The organism is Paracrocinitomix mangrovi, from assembly GCF_019740355.2.
Classification (GTDB): Bacteria; Bacteroidota; Bacteroidia; order Flavobacteriales_D; family Crocinitomicaceae; genus Paracrocinitomix; species Paracrocinitomix mangrovi.
In genome coordinates this window covers 1,126,616-1,146,480 of sequence record NZ_CP091819.1, presented here as the reverse complement: position 1 = coordinate 1,146,480, position 19,865 = coordinate 1,126,616, and the positions used below count along the sequence as shown (strand labels likewise).

Annotated in this window: 19 protein-coding genes; 11 read left to right on the top strand and 8 right to left on the bottom strand. The window is 34.6% G+C overall.

From position 1 onward, the window contains the following. Nucleotides 1-19: 19 nt before the first annotated feature. Nucleotides 20-958, bottom strand: a complete 939-nt coding sequence (locus K6119_RS05150; RefSeq protein ID WP_221836069.1) for a PhoH family protein — start codon at nt 956-958, stop codon at nt 20-22. Between the two features lie 135 nt (nt 959-1,093). Between K6119_RS05150 and K6119_RS05145 the strand changes: the two genes are divergently transcribed. Genes K6119_RS05145 through K6119_RS05125 form a run of 5 tightly spaced genes read left to right on the top strand, consistent with a single transcriptional unit; the run spans nt 1,094 to nt 4,164 of the window. Further along, on the top strand, nt 1,094-1,963 hold the full coding sequence (locus tag K6119_RS05145; protein WP_221836068.1) for an SAM hydrolase/SAM-dependent halogenase family protein: 870 nt from the start codon (nt 1,094-1,096) through the stop codon (nt 1,961-1,963). Beyond that, nucleotides 1,960-2,250 carry a putative quinol monooxygenase gene (locus K6119_RS05140; RefSeq protein WP_221836067.1) on the top strand — a complete coding sequence of 97 codons (291 nt, stop codon included), beginning with the start codon at nt 1,960-1,962 and terminating at the stop codon, nt 2,248-2,250. Before K6119_RS05145 ends, K6119_RS05140 begins: the two co-directional genes overlap by 4 nt. Before the next feature lie 7 nt (nt 2,251-2,257). Beyond that, entirely contained in the window at nt 2,258-3,001 is a 744-nt protein-coding gene (locus tag K6119_RS05135) for a hypothetical protein (RefSeq protein WP_221836066.1), read from the top strand. A 3-nt stretch (nt 3,002-3,004) separates the two neighbouring features. After that, complete coding sequence (locus K6119_RS05130) at nt 3,005-3,619, top strand: hypothetical protein (RefSeq protein WP_221836065.1); 615 nt, start codon at nt 3,005-3,007, stop codon at nt 3,617-3,619. Next, on the top strand, nt 3,616-4,164 hold the full coding sequence (locus K6119_RS05125) for a hypothetical protein (protein ID WP_221836063.1): 549 nt from the start codon (nt 3,616-3,618) through the stop codon (nt 4,162-4,164). The genes K6119_RS05130 and K6119_RS05125 overlap by 4 nt, the downstream gene beginning before the upstream one ends. 56 nt (nt 4,165-4,220) lie before the next feature. Here K6119_RS05125 and K6119_RS05120 read toward each other — a convergent pair whose 3' ends face one another. Further along, nucleotides 4,221-4,643, bottom strand: coding sequence for a nucleoside-diphosphate kinase (locus K6119_RS05120; protein WP_221836062.1), 423 nt, complete (start codon nt 4,641-4,643; stop codon nt 4,221-4,223). Nucleotides 4,644-4,869: 226 nt separating this feature from the next. Here K6119_RS05120 and K6119_RS05115 point away from each other — a divergent pair, with 226 nt between their 5' ends. From K6119_RS05115 to K6119_RS05090, 6 genes are read left to right on the top strand one after another with little or no spacing between them, the layout of a single operon-like run. Continuing rightward, nucleotides 4,870-7,074: a TonB-dependent receptor gene (locus K6119_RS05115; protein WP_221836059.1), complete on the top strand. Its 2,205-nt coding sequence runs from the start codon at nt 4,870-4,872 to the stop codon at nt 7,072-7,074. Between the two features lies 1 nt (nt 7,075). Next, entirely contained in the window at nt 7,076-7,765 is a 690-nt protein-coding gene (locus K6119_RS05110) for a metal-dependent transcriptional regulator (RefSeq protein WP_221836057.1), read from the top strand. Nucleotides 7,766-7,770: 5 nt separating this feature from the next. Next, the gene (locus K6119_RS05105) at nt 7,771-8,691 is read left to right on the top strand and encodes a metal ABC transporter solute-binding protein, Zn/Mn family (protein WP_221836055.1); all 921 of its coding nucleotides are present in this window, start codon (nt 7,771-7,773) and stop codon (nt 8,689-8,691) included. Next, nucleotides 8,688-9,479, top strand: coding sequence for a metal ABC transporter ATP-binding protein (locus K6119_RS05100; RefSeq protein ID WP_221836053.1), 792 nt, complete (start codon nt 8,688-8,690; stop codon nt 9,477-9,479). The genes K6119_RS05105 and K6119_RS05100 overlap by 4 nt, the downstream gene beginning before the upstream one ends. Before the next feature lie 2 nt (nt 9,480-9,481). After that, entirely contained in the window at nt 9,482-10,762 is a 1,281-nt protein-coding gene (locus K6119_RS05095) for a metal ABC transporter permease (protein WP_221836039.1), read from the top strand. Continuing rightward, nucleotides 10,762-11,613, top strand: a complete 852-nt coding sequence (locus tag K6119_RS05090) for a metal ABC transporter permease (protein WP_221836038.1) — start codon at nt 10,762-10,764, stop codon at nt 11,611-11,613. The genes K6119_RS05095 and K6119_RS05090 overlap by 1 nt, the downstream gene beginning before the upstream one ends. A gap of 21 nt (nt 11,614-11,634) precedes the next feature. Here the strand turns inward: K6119_RS05090 and K6119_RS05085 are convergent, their stop codons facing one another. The 6 genes from K6119_RS05085 to guaB all read right to left on the bottom strand — a co-directional run bounded on the left by K6119_RS05085 (nt 11,635) and on the right by guaB (nt 19,819). Continuing rightward, nucleotides 11,635-12,588, bottom strand: a complete 954-nt coding sequence (locus K6119_RS05085; RefSeq protein WP_221836037.1) for a transglutaminase domain-containing protein — start codon at nt 12,586-12,588, stop codon at nt 11,635-11,637. A gap of 35 nt (nt 12,589-12,623) precedes the next feature. Then, entirely contained in the window at nt 12,624-13,961 is a 1,338-nt protein-coding gene (locus tag K6119_RS05080) for a 1-acyl-sn-glycerol-3-phosphate acyltransferase (protein WP_221836036.1), read from the bottom strand. A gap of 81 nt (nt 13,962-14,042) precedes the next feature. Then, nucleotides 14,043-15,431, bottom strand: coding sequence for a peptidylprolyl isomerase (locus K6119_RS05075; protein WP_221836035.1), 1,389 nt, complete (start codon nt 15,429-15,431; stop codon nt 14,043-14,045). Further along, nucleotides 15,403-16,242 carry a peptidyl-prolyl cis-trans isomerase gene (locus K6119_RS05070; RefSeq protein ID WP_221836034.1) on the bottom strand — a complete coding sequence of 280 codons (840 nt, stop codon included), beginning with the start codon at nt 16,240-16,242 and terminating at the stop codon, nt 15,403-15,405. Before K6119_RS05070 ends, K6119_RS05075 begins: the two co-directional genes overlap by 29 nt. A gap of 83 nt (nt 16,243-16,325) precedes the next feature. Next, nucleotides 16,326-18,338: a peptidylprolyl isomerase gene (locus tag K6119_RS05065; protein ID WP_221836033.1), complete on the bottom strand. Its 2,013-nt coding sequence runs from the start codon at nt 18,336-18,338 to the stop codon at nt 16,326-16,328. Nucleotides 18,339-18,346: 8 nt separating this feature from the next. Continuing rightward, nucleotides 18,347-19,819: an IMP dehydrogenase gene (gene guaB, locus K6119_RS05060; RefSeq protein ID WP_221836032.1), complete on the bottom strand. Its 1,473-nt coding sequence runs from the start codon at nt 19,817-19,819 to the stop codon at nt 18,347-18,349. Between the last annotated feature and the right edge of the window lie 46 nt (nt 19,820-19,865).

Sequence of the window (19,865 nt, the reverse complement as noted above, 5' to 3'; positions counted from 1 at the left end):
AGAATAGATAAATATTCAACTATTCGTCGTCTTTTAAAGCTTGAATAATTTGTTTTACCAATTTGTGTCTGATGACATCTCTTTCGTCCAATTGTACCAGTCCAATTCCTTCAATGTCTTTCAACTTATTGATCGCCATGTTTAACCCGGATTTTTGGTTTCTAGGTAAATCTATTTGTGTAGCATCTCCTGTAATAATGAATTTGGCAGACTGTCCCATTCTTGTTAAGAACATTTTCATTTGAGCTGTAGTGGTATTTTGTGCTTCATCCAGTATCACATAAGCGTTATCTAATGTTCTACCTCTCATAAATGCCAAAGGAGCAATTTCAATAATTCCATGCTCTATGTATTCAGCTAACTTTTCAGCAGGAATCATGTCTCTTAATCCATCATAAAGTGGGGCCATATACGGATCCAGTTTTTCACGCAAGTCACCAGGCAAGAATCCTAGATTTTCTCCGGCTTCCACAGCAGGTCGGGTAAGAATAATTCTTCTAACTTCTTTGTTCTTTAAAGCTCGCACAGCTAAGGCTACTGAAGTATATGTTTTTCCTGTTCCTGCAGGTCCAATAGCAAAAACCATGTCATTTTCCATGGAAGCTTTGACCAATTTTCTTTGATTAGCAGTTCTTGCTTTAACAGATAATCCACCATTTCCGTGAACAATTGTTTCACCGTGATCTTTGAAAGGGATTTGTTCTGAATCTTGTAACATTAAGTTTTCAATGTTGTTTTCAGTCAATGAGTTGTAACGATTGACATGTTTCAACATCAATTCCCATTTCTTTTCAAATTGATCTACAATTTCCGCTTCGCCCAAAATTTTTAAGAGATTTCCTCTTGATACAAATTTTAGTTTAGGAAAATATTGCTTGTAAAGTTTAAGCTTAGATTCGTTTATACCCAGCATAACCACTGGATCTACACCGACAATTTCAATGACTTTTTCGTGCAAAATGTTAATTAATTAATTTGGATTAAAGAATTCAACTAAAAATTAGAATTATTTTTGGTTATAAAATTAAGAATTTCTAGGTTGAACGCGCTATTTGATAAAAATATTGCATCCTAAAAATTGTGTAGAAGTAAGATGAAGATAATTACCCTGACAACAGATTTAGGTTTGCGGGACCATTATGTGGCCGCAATCAAGGGGCAATTATATTCCAAAATTAAGGATAGTAGGGTAGTTGATATTTCACACGAAGTACAACCTTTTAACCTTGCTGAAGCTGCTTACTACATCAATAATATTACAGAAGATTTTCCAGAAGGAACCGTACATTTTATAGGAGTTGATCACCTACCTGTTGTGTCCATTGCTGCTTCAGATAATAATCTATATCCAATTGTCATGAAGTTGAAAGGGCAGTATTTTGTTGGATGTGATAATGGTATGTTTTCTCTAATAAATGGCTTTGAAGAAGCTGAAGAAATCATCCGCATAGATAATTTTAGTGCTAAATCTTCTTTGAGATTTCCAACAAGGAATATCTATTTACCAGCTATTGTTGCAATTTGTGAAGGAAAACCTTTGAGTGACATTGGTGAGACAATGAAGTCGGTAAGAAAAGCATTTACAACCCAACCAACTATTGAGCAGGATTTAATAAAAGGAACTGTCATTCACGAAGATAAGTACGGAAACGTGATGGTTAATATTACCGAAAAGTTGTTCAAGGAAGTAGGTATGGGAAATCCATTTACTATATTCTTTAGAAACAGTAAGTACTTTATTGAGAAAATATCCAGCAATTATTATGATGTCCCAATGGGTGAAAAATTGGCACTTTTTAATGAAAACGGTTATTTGGAGATAGCTATTAATAAAGGAGTTCAAGGAAGTGGAGGAGGAGCATCTTCTTTGCTTGGGTTGCATGTAAAAGATACAATTAGGATAGAATTTCATCCAAAAGGATCTAAAAACAGAATTGAAGAATTACTACAAAATCAGTCATGAGTATACAGCGACTAGTTAAAATGACCTTTAAAAAGGATAGATGTGATGATTTTCAGCAATACTTTACTGAGATTCAAAATAGAATAGAATCACAACCCGGATGTGAAGGTGTTAAGCTGTTAAAGGATCATGCTGATTCAGGAATCTTTTTTACATATAGTGTTTGGAAAGATCAAGCATCAATTGATGCATATAGGAATACAGAATTATTTGGACAGGTTTGGCCTAAAGTTAAAGAATGGTTTGATGATAAGCCGGAAGCCTGGAGTACAGAATTAATAAAATAATTGAATGATGAAAAAACATTTATGGATATTGACAGCAACGGCATTTTTATTTGCATGTGGTGGAGAAAATGAAACTAATGAAAGTGAAGGATTAACAGAGGAAGATTTGACTTGTGAAAGCGCGGATGTAGATGAATCAGTAGAAAATGAGGTGGATGGCACATTAGAAAACGGAGATTTTATTCCTGAAAATTCTGATGGTTTATGGCAGATTGATGACTATGCTGAAATGATGATGGGACAAAAAATATTTGCTTCTGCAGATGCAATGAATAACAATGGAGATGGTGTAGAACATTATTATCAAACTTTGGATTTAAAAGGAGGATATGCTGCGGTAACAGGAGCGTATGAAGGTTGGAGTGAGTTTGTACTTTGGAGAATGGCAGATGGTAATGATCTTTTGGGGACTATGTCGGCAGGATGTGGACCAGCTTGTGATTATGACTTTAAGTTTTACATTATGAAGGATGGTGAAAAAGTAGGTGAAGGAAACAATTTAATCCCAAGAATGGAAGTTGAAGATTACGGAGCTAGCTTAATGCCTAAGATTCTTGAAAAATATGAAGGAATTGAGTATCAAGAAGATTATCAGTTTTTCTATAATTTTCCACAAAAAGGAACTTCAATGGAGGTTGATATAATTGTTGGTGCAGATGAAGTTAGAATTCCTATCATGATGTTGAGTTGGGATAAAAAGAAATTCTCAGTTAAAGAAAAGTATACTGAACTGAATGAAAGAATGGGGTAATAGATGAGGAATACGGTTCTTTTTGTTATTTGTTTTTTAGCTGTAAGCCGGGCATATTCTCAGGATTACGCACGGAAACCGTATGCCTCAATTCATTATTATGCCGAATCAATTCTAGGATCTCAAATTGTAAGCGATAAAGAAGATGTGAACGTTAGGTCGGGTAAACTGTACTACTATAAGGAACTGGATCTAAATGGAAGCTATGTTCATGTTTCTGGTGGATATATGGGTGATTATTATTTATCCATGTGGAAAATGGAAAACGGAAACGATTTGATTGGTGTTACACATTTTAATTGCCAACCTTTTTGTGTGTATGAATGCAGCTTTTTTGAATACTCAAAAGATGATTCAACTGAGGTTTCAAAGGATATTCTACCAGTTGGTAAAATGGTGAAGCACATGAATAAAATTGCGGCAAAAGTTAAAAGTATTAAACCTGATGTGAGTGAAGATAATCCACAATTTAAATTCATATTGCCCCATGATCAGGGTGTTTTAGGCTTGTATATCTCAATGAACAAAAATCAAATTGAGTTTCCTATCATGGATTTAAAATGGACCGGAACCAAATTTTCAATCGTTACTAAATACAAAGAGATTCCGGCACTATGAGAATTTTTATAGCAGCACTTTCTATACTTTTTATCACTTCAACTTCCATTGGACAAGTTGGCCTTGATTCTACAAGAGTTAATGATCTGAAAAAATTTGAATTTGGAGGATTGTACAGAAGTACAGTTTCATTTAACCTTGGTGGAGTTACTGGATGGGGTGGACTTACTTATGATGTGTTATTGTCTAATAATGTTGGATTTGAAGTAGGCGGAGGGTATCTTGGAGGTGGATTCGGATTTGATTTTTATCCCTGGAGGGTTGAAAGAGGAAAGACTCGTTTAAAGATTAATTTGAGAAATTTTGTTGCCAAATCTGATACTCCTGATTGGGTAATGAAGCATTCATTGGGAATAGGATTTGCAAGGTTCACGCATTACCGTTTTAACTGGGCGGTTGATGCAGGTTTGGCTTATCCTCATTTGTTGAATTCATTTTCATATTACGATCCGCCGGGAGGAAGAAACGTTTTTCCTGTTATCAATTTTAAATTGGGCTTCCGATTTTCATATCGCGTTTGGAAATACAATAAGGATAATTTATAGTATAAAAAAAGCCGCTTTAAATTATAAAGCGGCCTTCAAGTATTTTGAAAAGACAATTATCCAACAATCTCGTCAGCTGAGAAATGGAAGTTACTTTCAATAGTTGCGTTTTCATCAGAATCTGAACCGTGAACTGCATTTTCAGCTTTTGATTTAGCAAATCTTTTTCTGATAGTTCCTTCAGCAGCCTCTGCCGGGTCAGTAGCTCCAATTAAAGCTCTGAAATCAGCAACAGCATTATCTTTTTCTAAAACAGCTGCATAAATAGGTCCGCTAGACATGTAGTCAACTAATTCTTGATAAAAAGGTCTTTCTTTGTGTACTTCGTAGAATTTACCAGCTCTCTCAGGAGTAAGCTGAGTTAATTTTAAAGCAACAATTTTGAATCCACCTTCAATAATTGCATCAATAATTTTTCCGGCATTTCCTGCAGCAACAGCTTCAGGTTTTATCATTGTAAATGTTCTATTTCCAGCCATTTTTGTTTTGTTTCAATTGTTAATTTGGCGCAAATATAGATACTCCAATTAAAACAGTAAACATTATTTACTATCGATTTTTATAAAACGGTTTAAATCCAATCAGTTTTAACGTATTCATATCCTATTTCAACCCATTATTTCTTTAGTATCGAATATATTTATATTATAAATTTAGGTAAGCCTAAAAATAAATTTATATATTTGTAAAAGAAATTTTTAAAAGGTGAAAATAATATTTTTGATATTCCTTTTGTTTTCTGCTGTCTACGGCTTTAATCAGTCATTTCAGTTCAATGGTCACATTGCGTCTAATGGTCGTGCAGTTTCTTTTGCCAAAGTGATTTTAAGTGATCGCTTTTCGGTTTTATCAAATGAAGAAGGTGATTTCAGTTTTGAAAATATTCCTTTAGGTGAATATGAATTAAATGTAAAGGCTGTAGGTTATAAAGACTTTCAGCAAAAAGTTAATCTCAATAAAAACATCACTGATCTTCAAATTGAATTAGAGGATAATGAATTGCAATTAAATACGGTTGTAGTGACAGGTACTATGCGAGAGACTTCCATTGCAAATTCACCCGTTAAAATTGAAGTTTTGTCACAATCCTTTTTTAAAGGATCACCGGTTTATTCTGTGATTGAAGCCATGCAAACAGTTAATGGTGTTCAAGAACAAGTTAATTGTGGTGTTTGCGGTACAAATGATATTCACATTAATGGAATGGAAGGACCATATACCTTGGTTTTAATTGATGGAATGCCAATAGTTTCAGGATTGTCTTCTGTGTATGGTTTTAATGGGATTCCTACTTCACTGATAGATAGAGTTGAAATTGTAAAAGGGCCTTCGTCTACTTTATATGGAACAGAAGCCGTTGGAGGTGTAGTAAACATTATTACAAAATCACCTGAAGAGTCGGCACTTTTTGAGGTAGATGCAAATTACAATACGCATCAAGAATTGACAACAGATTTTTCAATTACTCCTCAACTATCTAAGAGAGTTTTTACAACTTTTTCTGGTGATTATTATTTTAACAATAGAAAACTTGATCACAATCAGGATGGATTTACTGATATTCCACTAAACAACCGTATTTCGTTGTTTAACAAATGGCAATTTAAAACCAAAGACAACAAGGATTTACTCAATTTAGCTGCAAGATATTATTTTGAAGATAGATTTGGCGGTGTTTTGCATTGGACAAAAGAGGATAGAGCCTCTGATTCTGTTTATGGTGAAAGCATTCTTACCAAAAGGGTTGAGTTAATTGGTTCCTTTATCATTCCTACAGTAAAAAGGAATTTCAAATTAGATTTTTCAGCAAATTATCACGAACAAGATTCTTACTATGGAGATGTGAGCTATAAAGCCCAACAACAGGTTTACTTTTCAAATTTTGTTTGGTCTCAAAAGTTGGCTAAGCGTCATTACATGATTGCCGGGCTGTCTAATCGTTATCAAATTTATCAAGATAATACACCATCTAATACAGATGAAAACACTTATGTTCCTGGAGTTTTTATTCAAGATGAGTTTGATGTAACAGATCGATTGAAATTGCTTGGAGGAGTTAGGTTGGATTACCATTTTAATCACGGTTTAATATTTTCACCTAGATTCAGTTTAAAGCAACAATTTGGTTCAACAACAGCCTTGCGATTCAATTATGGAACAGGATTTAGACAAGTGCATTTGTTTACAGAGGATCATGCTTTTGTTTCCGGTGCAAGAGATGTCGTTATTTTAGAAGAGTTAAAACCAGAAAGATCTCATAATGCAACGCTCAATTTTAATCATTCATACGCATTTAAGGGTTACGGAAACTTTGATTTGGACCTTTTTTATACCTATTTCCAAAACAAAATAATACCGGATTTTGACCAGAATCCTAATTTGATTGTCTATCAAAATTTGTCCGGTTATGGGATAAGTCGTGGGATATCGGCATCTATTAATCATGCTTTTTCAATTCCCCTAAGGGTAAGGATGGGAGTTACATTAATGGAGGTCTTTGAGATGACTAAAGACAGTAACAATTTATCAGTTAAAGAACAGCAGTTTTTTGCGCCTAAATTCTCCGGAACTTTTGGTGTAAACTTTAATTGGAAAAAAATCGGACTTGAATTTGCCTATCAAGGCAGAGTAATGGGACCGCAACGTTTGCCTGATTTTGCTGAACCATTTGACAGACCTGATCAATCTCCTTGGTATACCATTCAAAATGTTCAAGTGACGAAGTCGTTTAAAAATATCAATTTGGAATTGTACACAGGAATCAAAAACATATTTAACTACACCCAGCCTTCACCTTTAATTGACCCAATGAATCCCTATGGAGACAATTTTGACACTTCATATGCTTTTGGTCCTTTACAGGTAAGAAGATTCTTTTTAGGAATTAGATGGAATATTAAAAGAAAATAAGATGGCAGGAACAAAGTCTTTATTAACACAGGCCGAAGAAAACTATTTGAAAGAAATATTTCATTTGGCCGGACAGGAAAAGCTTAAGGTGTCTACCAATGCACTGGCGGATAAATTGGATGCAAAAGCATCTTCCATAACTGATATGTTGCAAAAACTTAAAATTAAGAAACTGGTAGCCTATCAAAAATATAAAGGATGCGGTTTAACTGCAGAAGGTGAAAGAATTGCTATTCAAATTATCCGCAAACACAGGTTGTGGGAGACTTTTTTGGTAAACAAACTCAATTTCGGATGGGATGAAGTGCATGATGTCGCAGAACAATTAGAGCATATAAAATCAGTCAAATTAGTAGATGGAATTGATCGTTTATTAAATCACCCAAAATTTGATCCACATGGTGATCCAATACCTGATAAAGAGGGAAATATAGATTATCAGGAATCTATGGTTGATTTATGTGATGCAGCAATTAATTCGGTGGTACAATTGGTAAGTGTAAATGAAAACTCTTTGGAACTGTTAAAATATCTAGATGAAATCGGTCTTAATATTGGTTCGGAGATTGTCATTCATAATCGCATCACTTTTGACGAGTCAATGATTGTGCAAATAAACAAAGGAGAGAAAATCAGTCTTTCCAAAAAAGTAACAGAAAATTTAGGTGTAAAATTCAAATCAAAACTTTGATTAAAATGAATAAAAATTGGTACATATTTATTGTTGGTTTAGTGTTGTTTTCATGTAGGTTAGATGATGACAAGGAGCAAAATCCTGAAGAACCGCTTCACATTGTTGCAACAACTGGAATTATTGAAGATTGTCTTAGCAATATTGTAGGTGATAGTGCAGAAGTAAGTTCTATTATGGGACCTGGAACAGATCCTCATGTTTATAAAGTAACTCCAGGGGATGTTGAGCTATTGGATCAGGCTGATGTGATCGTTGCAAATGGATTGCATTTAGAAGGAAAAATGGCTGAAACGCTTGAAAAATATGGTAGAGAAAAACCAGTGCTTTTTGTTTCAGATGGTATTGATAAAGCAGATTTAATAAAGTCTGCAGATTCAGATGATGCTTATGATCCGCACATCTGGTTTGATACAAAATTGTGGATGACCGGAATGTGGCAAATAACTAAAGAATTAGGAAGGATTGATACCGCTAATAATCATTATTACAAAGATAATTACGATCGTTATTTTGATGAGGTTGAGGAGGCAGATAAGTGGATTAAAACTGAACTGGAGGGAGTAGAAAAATCTACCAGAATTTTAGTGACTTCCCATGATGCCTTTTCTTATTTCGGTAGAAGATATGATGTTCACGTTAAGGGGATTCAGGGAATTTCTACGCTATCTGAAGTAGGATTAAAAGAAATCTCTGATATGGTTGATTATGTTATTGACAATAAAATAAAGTCAGTGTTTATTGAAACGTCAACATCAGATAAAACAGCTCAATCAATAGTAGATGGATGTAAAGCCAAAAAATACAATGTAGCAATTGATGGTCCTTTGTTTTCAGATGCTTTGGGAGAACCCGGAACCAAAGGGGGAACCTATATTGGAATGATTAAGGAAAATGCTATCACAATAGTGGAGGGATTAAAATGAAAGAACCAATTTCTATAGAAGTTCACAACCTAACAGTAAGTTACGGAGCCGGTCCTGTTTTATGGGATATCGACTTTGAGTTGCCAAGTGGAAAAATAATTGGAGTTATTGGTCCAAATGGTTCTGGTAAAACAACTTTACTCAAAGCAATTATGGGGTTGCTGCACCCTTCTTCAGGCTATGTTAAAGTATTTAATAAATCTTTGGACGAAGTGAGAGAAAGAGTGGCCTATGTTCCACAAAGAACAACTGTAGATTGGGATTTTCCGGCATCTGTGTATGATGTGGTGATGATGGGTAGGTACAGAAAATCAAACTTGTTTAAAAGAGCCAATAAAGCGGATAAAGAAATTGTGGATAATGCCATTGAGAAAGTTGGCTTAACTGAATTCAAAAACAGACAAATTTCACAGCTTTCAGGTGGGCAGCAACAAAGAGTTTTCATTGCCAGAGCACTCGCTCAAAAAGCAGAACTTTATTTAATGGATGAGCCATTTGTTGGAGTAGATGCGGCTACTGAAAGTTCAATTCTTGCCATTTTACAGGAGATGCGAGAAGAAGGAAAGACTGTGCTGATAATTCATCACGATCTACAAACTGTATCTGAATACTTTGACTATTTGGTTTTATTGAATACCAGATTAATCGCCAAAGGAGAGTTGTCTGAAGTATTGACAAAAGAAAACCTTTCAAACGCCTATGGTGGTCAGTTGACCCTATTATCCAAAGTGGTAGAAATAATTAAGAAAACTGAGTTTCCAATCAGAGAAAAAGATGTTGACTTATAGATATGCAGGAGTTTATAGATTTCATATCATTTAAAGATCCCAATGTTGTTTACGTTTTATTGGGAATGCTCTTCATTAATTCGTCTACAGCTTTGATTGGTACTTTTGCCTATTTGCGAAAAAGATCCCTGATAGGTGATGCTATAGCACATTCACTATTGCCCGGAATTTGTTTAGGTTTTCTAGCAGCAGGTGAAAAAAGTTTGCCTTATTTATTGGCGGGAGCATTTGTATCCGGATGGTTATCCACTTTTGCGGTAGACTTGATCGTATCTAAAACTAAGGTGAAGCAAGATGCTGCAATTGGTATCGTTTTGTCTACCTTCTTTGCTTTAGGAATTGTATTACTTACATACATTCAAAAATCCGGAACAGGAAAACATGCAGGTTTGGATCATTTTTTATTTGGGCAAGCAGCTGCAATCACAAGAGCTGATATTTGGGTGGTAGGAGTAATATTTCTTGTCATTTTATTGATGATCATCCTTTTTTACCGCGCGTTTATTGTGGTGTCATTTAACCATGAATTTGCTCAATCTGTAGGATTGCCTGAGAAGTTGATTTCATTTTTCATGACCTCATTAACGGTTTTGGCAATTGCTGCCGGAATCCAGGCTTTAGGCGTTGTTCTGATATCTGCATTAATCATTACACCTGCAGCCACAGCACGTATGTGGACTCATTACTTAAAAAAGATACTGGTTTTTGCTGCCATAATTTCTGTGGTTTCAGGAATAGGAGGAGCTTATGTTTCCTATGCTAATTCAGGAATGCCAACCGGACCTTGGGTAGTGGTGTTTTTGGCATTCTTCGTATTCGTTTCTATTGTAATTGCCCCCGGTAAAGGATTGATAAGTAAATACAAAAGGACAATTAAAAACAATAGAAAAATACTTCATGAAAATATTTTGAAAGCCATTTATCAATTTCATGAAAATCAAGGTAATCATGAAATGAATTTGGCCATCTCTATTGAAGATTTATTGAGTGTTCGAAACTTTGATACAGCCGTTATGATGAAGGGACTAAAGCTGCTAATTAAAGAGGGATTCATTAAAAAAGTTGATAATAAATATCAGTTAACTGAGGGAGGAATATTTGAAAGTCAAAGAGTTGTTAAACTCCATAGATTATGGGAGCAGTATTTACTCAAAAGAACACAAATAGATACAGATCATGTGCATTCTGGAGCTGAAGCTATAGAGCACATTATCACGCCTGAAATAGAAAAGGAACTAGAAAGAGAATTAGGAATTGATGGTATTCCAAAAGAAGATTATTAATGAATGATTTATTTATCATATTAACGGCAAGTTTGGTGGCAATTAATGCCGCAATCCTGGGAGTGTTTTTAGTGCTAAGAAAAATGTCATTGATAGGAGATGCTATTTCACATGCTGTTTTACCGGGAATCGTAGTGGCCTATTTATTCTCGGGTGACAGAACCTCTCCTTTATTATTACTAGCTGCTGCCTTTACAGGAGTATTAACTGCAGTGATGATTGAATGGTTATCTAAAAAGGTGAAGATTCAATCTGATGCCGCTATTGGAATCACCTACACCTTGTTATTTGCATTGGGGATGATCATGATTTCGGGATGGTTTAAAGGAAATGTAGATATTGATTTGGATTGTGTTTTATATGGGGATATTGCACTCATTAATTTGGACAAGATTATCATTGATCAAAACTTGTATTTGGGTCCCAGAGCATTGTATATTGAATTGGCAGCTGCAATTGTTGTAATCACTATCACTGCAATCGGATTTAAAGGGTTTAAATTACTTTCTTTTAATCGTGATTATGGAATTTCATTAGGGATTAAAATGGGGAATTGGCATTTTTTAATGATGGCCATGGTGTCATTGGTGACAGTTGTATCATTCGAAGTAGTTGGTGCAGTATTGGTGATAGGATTTCTAATAATTCCGGCCGCAACTGCCCAGCTTTTAACTCATAAATTGGGGAATATGCTTGCCCTTTCAATTTTCTTTGGAGTTATAGCAGTTGTAATCGGATATTATGCTGCAGTTTGGATGAATGTGAGTATTACCGGGGCAATGATTTCAGTCTCTGGTTTGCTTTTCTTTATCGTAATGCTATTTGTGGTGATAAAAAGTAAACAAGTTTAAGTTATAGAAACAGAGGCTTAATTACTCTTTCATCTCTAATCTTTTTCTGCATAAATGTTGCCCCAGTTTTATTTGGCTCAGATGTTTGTTGTCAGATTTATATGGTTTTAATTCTGTGTATTTGTTTTGAGCAATTTGAAATACTTCAATGGCTCTAATCGTCTCGAGAGAATCATAAGTTCCGCCAACCAATCTCCAGCCAACGTTGATGATTCCATTCATATATGCTTCTGCATCATTATTCTCAATAAATGCGCCCTTGAGAGTAATAAGTTTAGCTTCTACTTGATCTGAAGTGATCATTGTAGCTATTGAATCTCTCCAATTATAGTTTCGCTCTTCAATGTCTTTATTTCTCCAAAACTCCTTTTTCGTATTGGGATCTTTGATGAGTTGCCATCTTGGGTCATAAGGTAAGTGCGATTTACTGAACTCAACCGGATCTTCAAAAATCCATTTCATTTGAAGATCTTTCTTAAACTCCGGGCTCTTGAGTTCGGGTCCTAGCCAGGTAACATCCAGGCATTTCCATTCGCCATCTACATAAGCAACATTCCAGGCATGTCTGCATTTTAGCTTGGTGAAGTATCGTTGAAAAAAGTTGCCTCTTCCAATTCCTTGAACGGTATAGCAAAGTACATTTTCATTGTCACAAAATTGTTTCAGTAAGTTAGAAAATCCGCCACAAACAGCAGATCTGTAATACAGTACTTCCCTCGCTATTTTATTTCGGTTGATTTGTTTCATATGCTTCAAATCATACCGGATGTTCTTAGCAATCCAGTAACTGAAAATCTGCACCTTTTCAGCTTCATTTTTACAAGGCTTAACAAGAAATTCAGATACTTTTTTATGATCCTTTTGAATAGCTCTTGGCAAAGTGTCAGCATGTGCTTTTAAATGTGATGGAAGTTCACATCCGGCATTGACATAAAAGACAATGAGTAGATTTAGGGTTAAAATGATTAGTCTCATTATTCTATTAACAGATGGGCCTGTTAAAAGTTACATCAAGAATTTTTGCGGTTGTCAAAAGCTATTCTAAAATCTTGAAATTTATTAATGAGCATTTTTCTTTTTGAATTGATTTTATCTAGCAATTCCTTGTTGGCCTTGAAGAATTTTCTCAGTCGATATCTTGAACGCAGAATGCCTAAAATAGAACTGTACACAAGTGCTTGCAATCCTGTTAAATACAATACAACGGGTAATAATAAACTGTAAAAGGCTAGGGGAGTGAGTTTCCACAACAAAACAATACCTAAAATGTACCAAAATGAAAAAATCACCATTCCCGTTGCAAGTATAATAGAACCTTTAAATGTTCCTTTTACATTTATTTTTTTCTGAACAAATGTGGTGATTTGATAAGGGATAATGTTTCCAATAAATCCTATTAGAAATAAAGGCGCACTCCAAATAATGAAGAATATTTGGGAAAGATGAGGCTTTTCTCTGTACTTCCTTAACTCTCTATCGTGAATATTATTGGTGCGTAAAATTTCAAAATATTCGTTGAGTTCATCTACCATTTTGTCATAGGCATCACTGTTGGTAGATTTGAAATAATTAATAGCGTTTACAACTTCTTGATTCAATTCAAATTCACTTTCCTGATCTTTGAATTCAATTCCCATTTCAGTTTTTAAATCCCTTAGATATGATTCCTGTATTCTACTCAGTAACTCTTCTTGTTCATACTGTTCAATATGTATAACTGTATTAATCAATGCAGCTTCCATATCGGTAGTAAGAGCTTTTATTTCTTCAGCTTCCTTATCGTTTTCTTTAGTAAAATAATCACTGGCTTGAATTGGTTCACCAATATTAATAAAGAGATCCGATCTAAATTTGTGAGGATCGCTATAATTAAGACCAATAGGAAGGATGCGAATGTTTATTTTGAAATCAGTAGAAATTTCAGCAGCCCTTACAATTCTCGCTACCCCGGTTTTTAATGGGTTTATTTTTCTTTCAGCAAAACTTGCTCCTTCAGGGAAAACTATAATTGATTTCCCAGCTTTTAAATGTTCAATGCATTTGTCAAAAATTGCGTCATTTTTGTGAGCATCTTCAGGCATTGTTGATGGACGATAAATAGGGATCATGTTCAGAAACTTGTTCATGAACCAGTACTTAATTCCCTTTCCCATGTATTCTCCGGCAGCTAAAAAGTAAACTTTGGGTTTGATGGATGTGGCAACAGCTACTGGGTCCATAAAAGCTGATGGGTGATTGGAAATAAAGATGTAAGGACCTTCTTTGATTTGATCCAATCCTTTTATATCAATCCTTCTGAAGTAAGCTTTAAGCGTAAATCGACTCAGTATTTTTAAAACCTCATACATTGGAGGTAAATATAGGAGATATGATTTAATTCAATTTATTGGATATCGCCTTTGATTTTCTCATTTGGCGATTTTTGAAGATTAACTACCTGTAGTTATCCAACCATATTTGAATGTACATTTAGATATGTAAGCATCTTCCACCCAAATGTAGTTTGCATTGATTTTGTTTTGAATCCACTTGTCAATCACTTCTTGCTTTTTCTTAGCCAAAGCAGCCATTTGAATCAATTGATAATCATCTTTTAAGTTGGCAAGATGCGGTTTTGTTTTATCCAATAGTTTCACAATTCTCACACCTGATTTTTGCTCCATATAATTATCATACAAACTAGGTTTGCTGTAGTCATTTACATTAAGCATATCAACAAATCTTGACATTGAAGGATCAATTTCATTAATGTTTTGCAAATCCCATTTGTAATCACCTGAGTAAGGATTGATAATTTTTCCACCCTTGCCTTTTCCGTTTTCATCTTCAGTGAAAATATTGGCAGCTTCTTCAAAACTGATTTCACCTTTGTTTATGGCATTGTAAATACTATCTAACTTTACTTTACAAGCTACCAAAGCATTTCTGTCTGTTTGAGGGCTTACAAGTACATGCCTTACATGGTAGTTATCTCCTTTTCTTTCAATCATTTGAATGTAGTGATATCCAAATTGTGTTTCAAAGATTGGTGAAATCTCTCCTTTTTCTAGCTTGAAAAGTTCAGCTTCAAACTCTGGTACCATTGTTCCTCTTGTTTGCCAACCTAAACTTCCTCCTTGAGTTTTTGAACCAGGATCATCAGACGTATTGAATGCCTCCATTTTAAAAGAGATATCACCGTTTGTTACCCTTTCTCTTGAAGCCTTGATTTTGTCAAATGCCTTTTGTCTATCTTCTTCAGTTAATTCAGGATACAATACAATTTGTGCCACTGATACTTTTGAATTGATGTAAGGTATACTGTCTTTTGGTAGATTGTTATAGAAAGTTTTTACCTCTTTTGGTGTTACATCTACACCTGAAGTAATCTCATCTTTCATTCTTTCAGCCTGCATACGTTTTTTGATAATTTCAAAGAACTCAGCTTTGATTTGGGCTACAGATTTACCATAAAATGTTTCCAATCCTTTTATTCCGTCTGGCATTTGAGCAGCAATCATATTCAATCTACTCTCCATTTCTTGATTTACAACTTCATCACCAACTTCAACACTGTCAATAACTGCCTGATGAGTTAAAAGTGCTTCATACATTAATCCTTCTAGTATTTCACAATCCATTCCGCTTTCAATAGCAACATTGTTTTGCAAAAGGCTTAATTCCTGATTTTTAATATCTGAATAAAGAATATACTCATCTCCAACCTTTGCAACGATTTTGTCGAGCATGGTTTTTTGAGCATTGGCATGATGACTTATTCCTACCAACACAATGAAAGCTGCTAAGATTTTACTTGATAGTGACTGAATTGCTTTCATACCCTTCTTTAATTAAATCATTCTTTATTGTAGTTCTAAGCTCCTTTATTCTTCTATTCAAAATTCGCTCTTTAATATTCTTTTTCTCAAACCCTAATGGTGAGATTGTGTTCTTTAACTTATAGTCAATTACATTTAAAAAATAATGATACCCATTTTCTTCAAAACGCACTTTTGACTTTTTCATTATAAACTGATCCTTTTTAATGTCTTGTAGTGGAATTTCTTTTAATAAATCATCAAAATAAATCCAGTTATCAGGATCATAATAATAATTGGTCGCATAAATTTTGGCAAAAGCTTCAATGTCCTCAATATCTGTTGGTCTGTTTAATCTATATTTTGCACCCACTTCATCAATATTTGGTGCATCAACCGGAATCTTGATATAAAGCACTTTTACTAAGTAGTCATTCAATTGAAAATCCTCTTGATGACTTTCATAGTAAGCTTTAATTTCTTCATCCGAAACAACAGTATCTAGTTTTTCATTTACCAAAACCTGTTCCAGTTCATATATGTAAAGATCGTTTTCAAACTCCCTCACCTTTTGATCAATATGGTTTTGATCAACGTTTTCGTTTGCTTTAGCATGGTGAACTAATATCTGAGTTTCTACCCATTCATTGACATATGCTGAAGCAACAACGGCACTGTCTTGCTTTTCATATTCAATACTGTTAAGGTAGGATTTTAGATCAGCTTCAAATAATTGTTCTTCATAAACCTCTGCTAATACTCGGCCTTTGTCTTCTTCAGATCCACAAGAAACTAAAGTCAAAAGACCTAATAAAAACAAAAACTTTTGCATCCTGAGTTCGAAATTAGGGAATAAAAACTCCAAATTGAAACTAAAACTCTTTGGTGTGAAGAACTTTAACAATATTTAGCGATCTAGTCGAGTCTTAAATCCTTGTGGATTTTTTTCAATGAGTAAAGCGCATCATAGTCAACTTCATACTTATACTTCTCTCTTAACGACTTGATCCACTCTTTTTCAAGTTGATTTTGATAAGCTGCAGTTACTAATCCTTTTGCTTCACTAAACTCTCTTGGTCTTGGTTCTAAAACTTCCTCAACTTTGATCACATAGAATTGTCCATCTTTTTCCCAGATTTCACTCACTCCTTTTTCGAAAGTACGGGTCTTTTTACCTTTTTTATATGAAAAAGCATCAGTAGAATTTGAACTGAAAACATGCTTCTTTACAATAAGATTAAGTTGAGAATTTTCGTTCACAATTTCTTGAATTTTACCAAAAGATAAGGTGTCTGTATTCAACAATTCCACTACCTTTTCAGCAGTTGCTTTGTCTATACACTTGTATAATTCACCTTGATATCTTTTAGGATATGTGAAATCTGATTTGTGAGATTCATAGTAAGATTTTATTCCACTAGTGTCTTTTGAAGCTTTATTCCAGATCTCATTTTGCATGATTTCAAAAATTAATATTCCATCACGGTACTCTTGAACTAAAGCTTTGAATTGAGGATATTTTTGTTCTAGTTGACTGTCTTCATATTGCAACAACTTCTCAATTTGATATTCTTTAAATCTCGCTTCAACAAAAGTTTGCATGTCTTTTGTTCTCTTTTGATTTTGTAAAGACATCAGGTATTGTTCAAAATCTTTTACAGTGAAAAATTGATCTCTAAAAGTGAATAATACATCATCATCATGAGCGTCAGATGTTAATCCTTTCCAGTGTCCCATAAAGTATTCATCACCTATGCTAAAGAACATTGGTAACAACTTGGCAGCATCTGCTTCACCAAAACCATAATCTTTTTTAAGTTTATTGATGAAAGAATTTCTGGTAGTTTGAGCTCTTTCGTCCTTTTCAACTTTCATTTTCAATTCACGATACATTTCTTCATATGAAGGAACCGGAGTAAGGCTAACTCTTTTAATGATATGAAAACCGTAGGCAGTTCTTATTGGTTTACTGTAGTCACCATCATTTTGCAATTTAAATGCAGCTTCTTCAAATTCAGGAACCATTCTTTGTTTTGCTCCTGCACCAAATTCAGGTAAAGCACCACCTCTTCCTTTAGAAGATTGATCGTCAGAATATTTTTTTGCTAAATCATCAAATTTTTCGCCTTTCTCTAATAAAGCATAAATTTCATTTGCCTTTTCTTCGGCAGCTTTGATTTCTTCTTCTGAAGCTTTATCATTTGCTAATACCATGATATGAGCTGCGGTCATTTTTCCTTTTGCTGGTCTTATCTCATGTACTTTTAGAATATGATAACCAAAACGCGTTCTAACTGGCATTGAAACACTTCCTGGTTCAGTTGTAAACGCGGCTTCTTCAAAAGGATATACCATTTGTAAAGCAGAGAAATAACCTAAATCACCTTTATTCATTGCAGCTGAAGGGTCTTGAGATCCTCCTCTTCCTATTGCAACTTCACCAAAATCTTCGCCTTTCATAACGCGATCTCTTAAAGCCATAATTTGGTCATAAGCTCTTGCAGTATCTTCAGGTGTAGCTGCCGGATCAACACGAATTAATATGTGACTGGCATGAACTTCATTTTTAATTCTGTAATATGCTTCCTCAACTAATTTTTCATTCTGCTTTTTGTCAATCAAATATGGCATAGCCAGTTGTTTTCTGTACTCTGCTAATTCAGATTGCAATCTAGGAATGGTATCATAACCTAAATGCTCAGCCTCAATTACTTTTAATTTGTAATTGATGAATAATTCCATGTAGCTGTCTAGCGCTTTCTTTTTGTAAGATAAACTGTCATTGTTTTTTTCGTAGATGTAAATGAACTCTGAAGCGTGAATTTGATGTCCTTCAATTGTTAAAACAACCGGATCATTTTCATCTTCATGTCCAAAACTTACTGCACTAAATAATAAAGCGAAAATTAAAAATTGTAGTCTCTTCATTTTATAAATTACTTTTTACTATAGTTTGGGGCTTCTCTTGTGATAGAAACGTCATGTGGATGACTTTCTAAAATACCTGCATTGGAAATTCTTACCATTGGCGCTCCTTTTAAGTTGGCAATATCAGCTGCCCCACAATATCCCATTCCTGCTCTGATACCTCCAATTATTTGGTGCATTACTTCAACCAAATTTCCTTTGTATGGTACTCTTCCTGAAATTCCTTCAGGAACTAATTTCTTTTCATCATCTTCACCTGATTGGAAATATCTGTCTTTTGATCCTTTTTGCATGGCTTCAACAGATCCCATTCCTCTGTAGGTTTTGAATTTTCTTCCCTGGAAAATGATAGTTTCTCCCGGACTTTCTTTCACTCCTGCAAACATTGAACCAACCATAACTGAATCAGCTCCTGCTGCAATAGCTTTTACAAAATCTCCTGTATATCTAATCCCTCCATCTGCAATAATTGGAACTCCTGTTCCCGCTAATGCCATGGCAACATCATTTACTGCTGATAACTGCGGAACTCCAACACCTGCTATTACACGTGTTGTACAAATTGATCCAGGACCAATTCCTACTTTAACTGCATCAGCACCTGCATCTACTAAGAATTTAGCTGCTTCAGCCGTTGCAATGTTTCCAACAATAACGTCAATTCCTTTGTGATGTTGTTTAATCTCTTTTAACTTATCTACAACTCCTTGGGTATGTCCGTGAGCTGTATCAATTACAACTGCATCAACTCCGGCTTCTACCAAAGCATTTACTCTTTGTAAAGTGTCATGAGTAACTCCTACAGCAGCAGCTACCCTTAGTCTACCGTATTTATCTTTACAAGAATGAGGATGTTCCTTAACTTTTATAATATCTCTAAAAGTGATCAATCCTATCAGTTTGTTATTGCTATCAACCACAGGTAATTTTTCAATTTTGTGTGATTGTAACGTTTGTTCAGCATCAATTAGTGTGGTACCTTCTGAAGCAGTAACAATATTTTCGCTTGTCATTACTTCAACTATAGGTCGATCTACTTCTTTTTCAAATCTTAAATCTCTGTTGGTAACAATTCCTACTAACACTTTATTGTCATCAACTACAGGTATACCTCCAATGCTGTTGTCTTCCATTAGTTTTAAGGCATCAGCAACTGTTGCACTTTTGTCTAAGGTGATTGGATCTATTATCATTCCACTTTCTGAACGCTTTACTTTTCGAACTTCTAAAGCTTGTTCAGCAATTGTCATGTTTTTATGTACAACACCAATTCCACCTTGTTGAGCTATTGCAATTGCCAATGCAGATTCAGTAACCGTATCCATTGCTGCAGAAACAATTGGTGCTTTTAACTCAATGTTTCTACTAAATTTTGTGCTAAGCTCAACTTGATTTGGAAGTACCTCAGAGTACCTAGGAACAAGCAGTACATCATCATAAGTCAAACCTTCCTTAACATTTTTTAGATCTGCAATTCCCATATTTTTGAATTTTAAGTGACAATAAAATTCCCGCAAAGGTAATAAA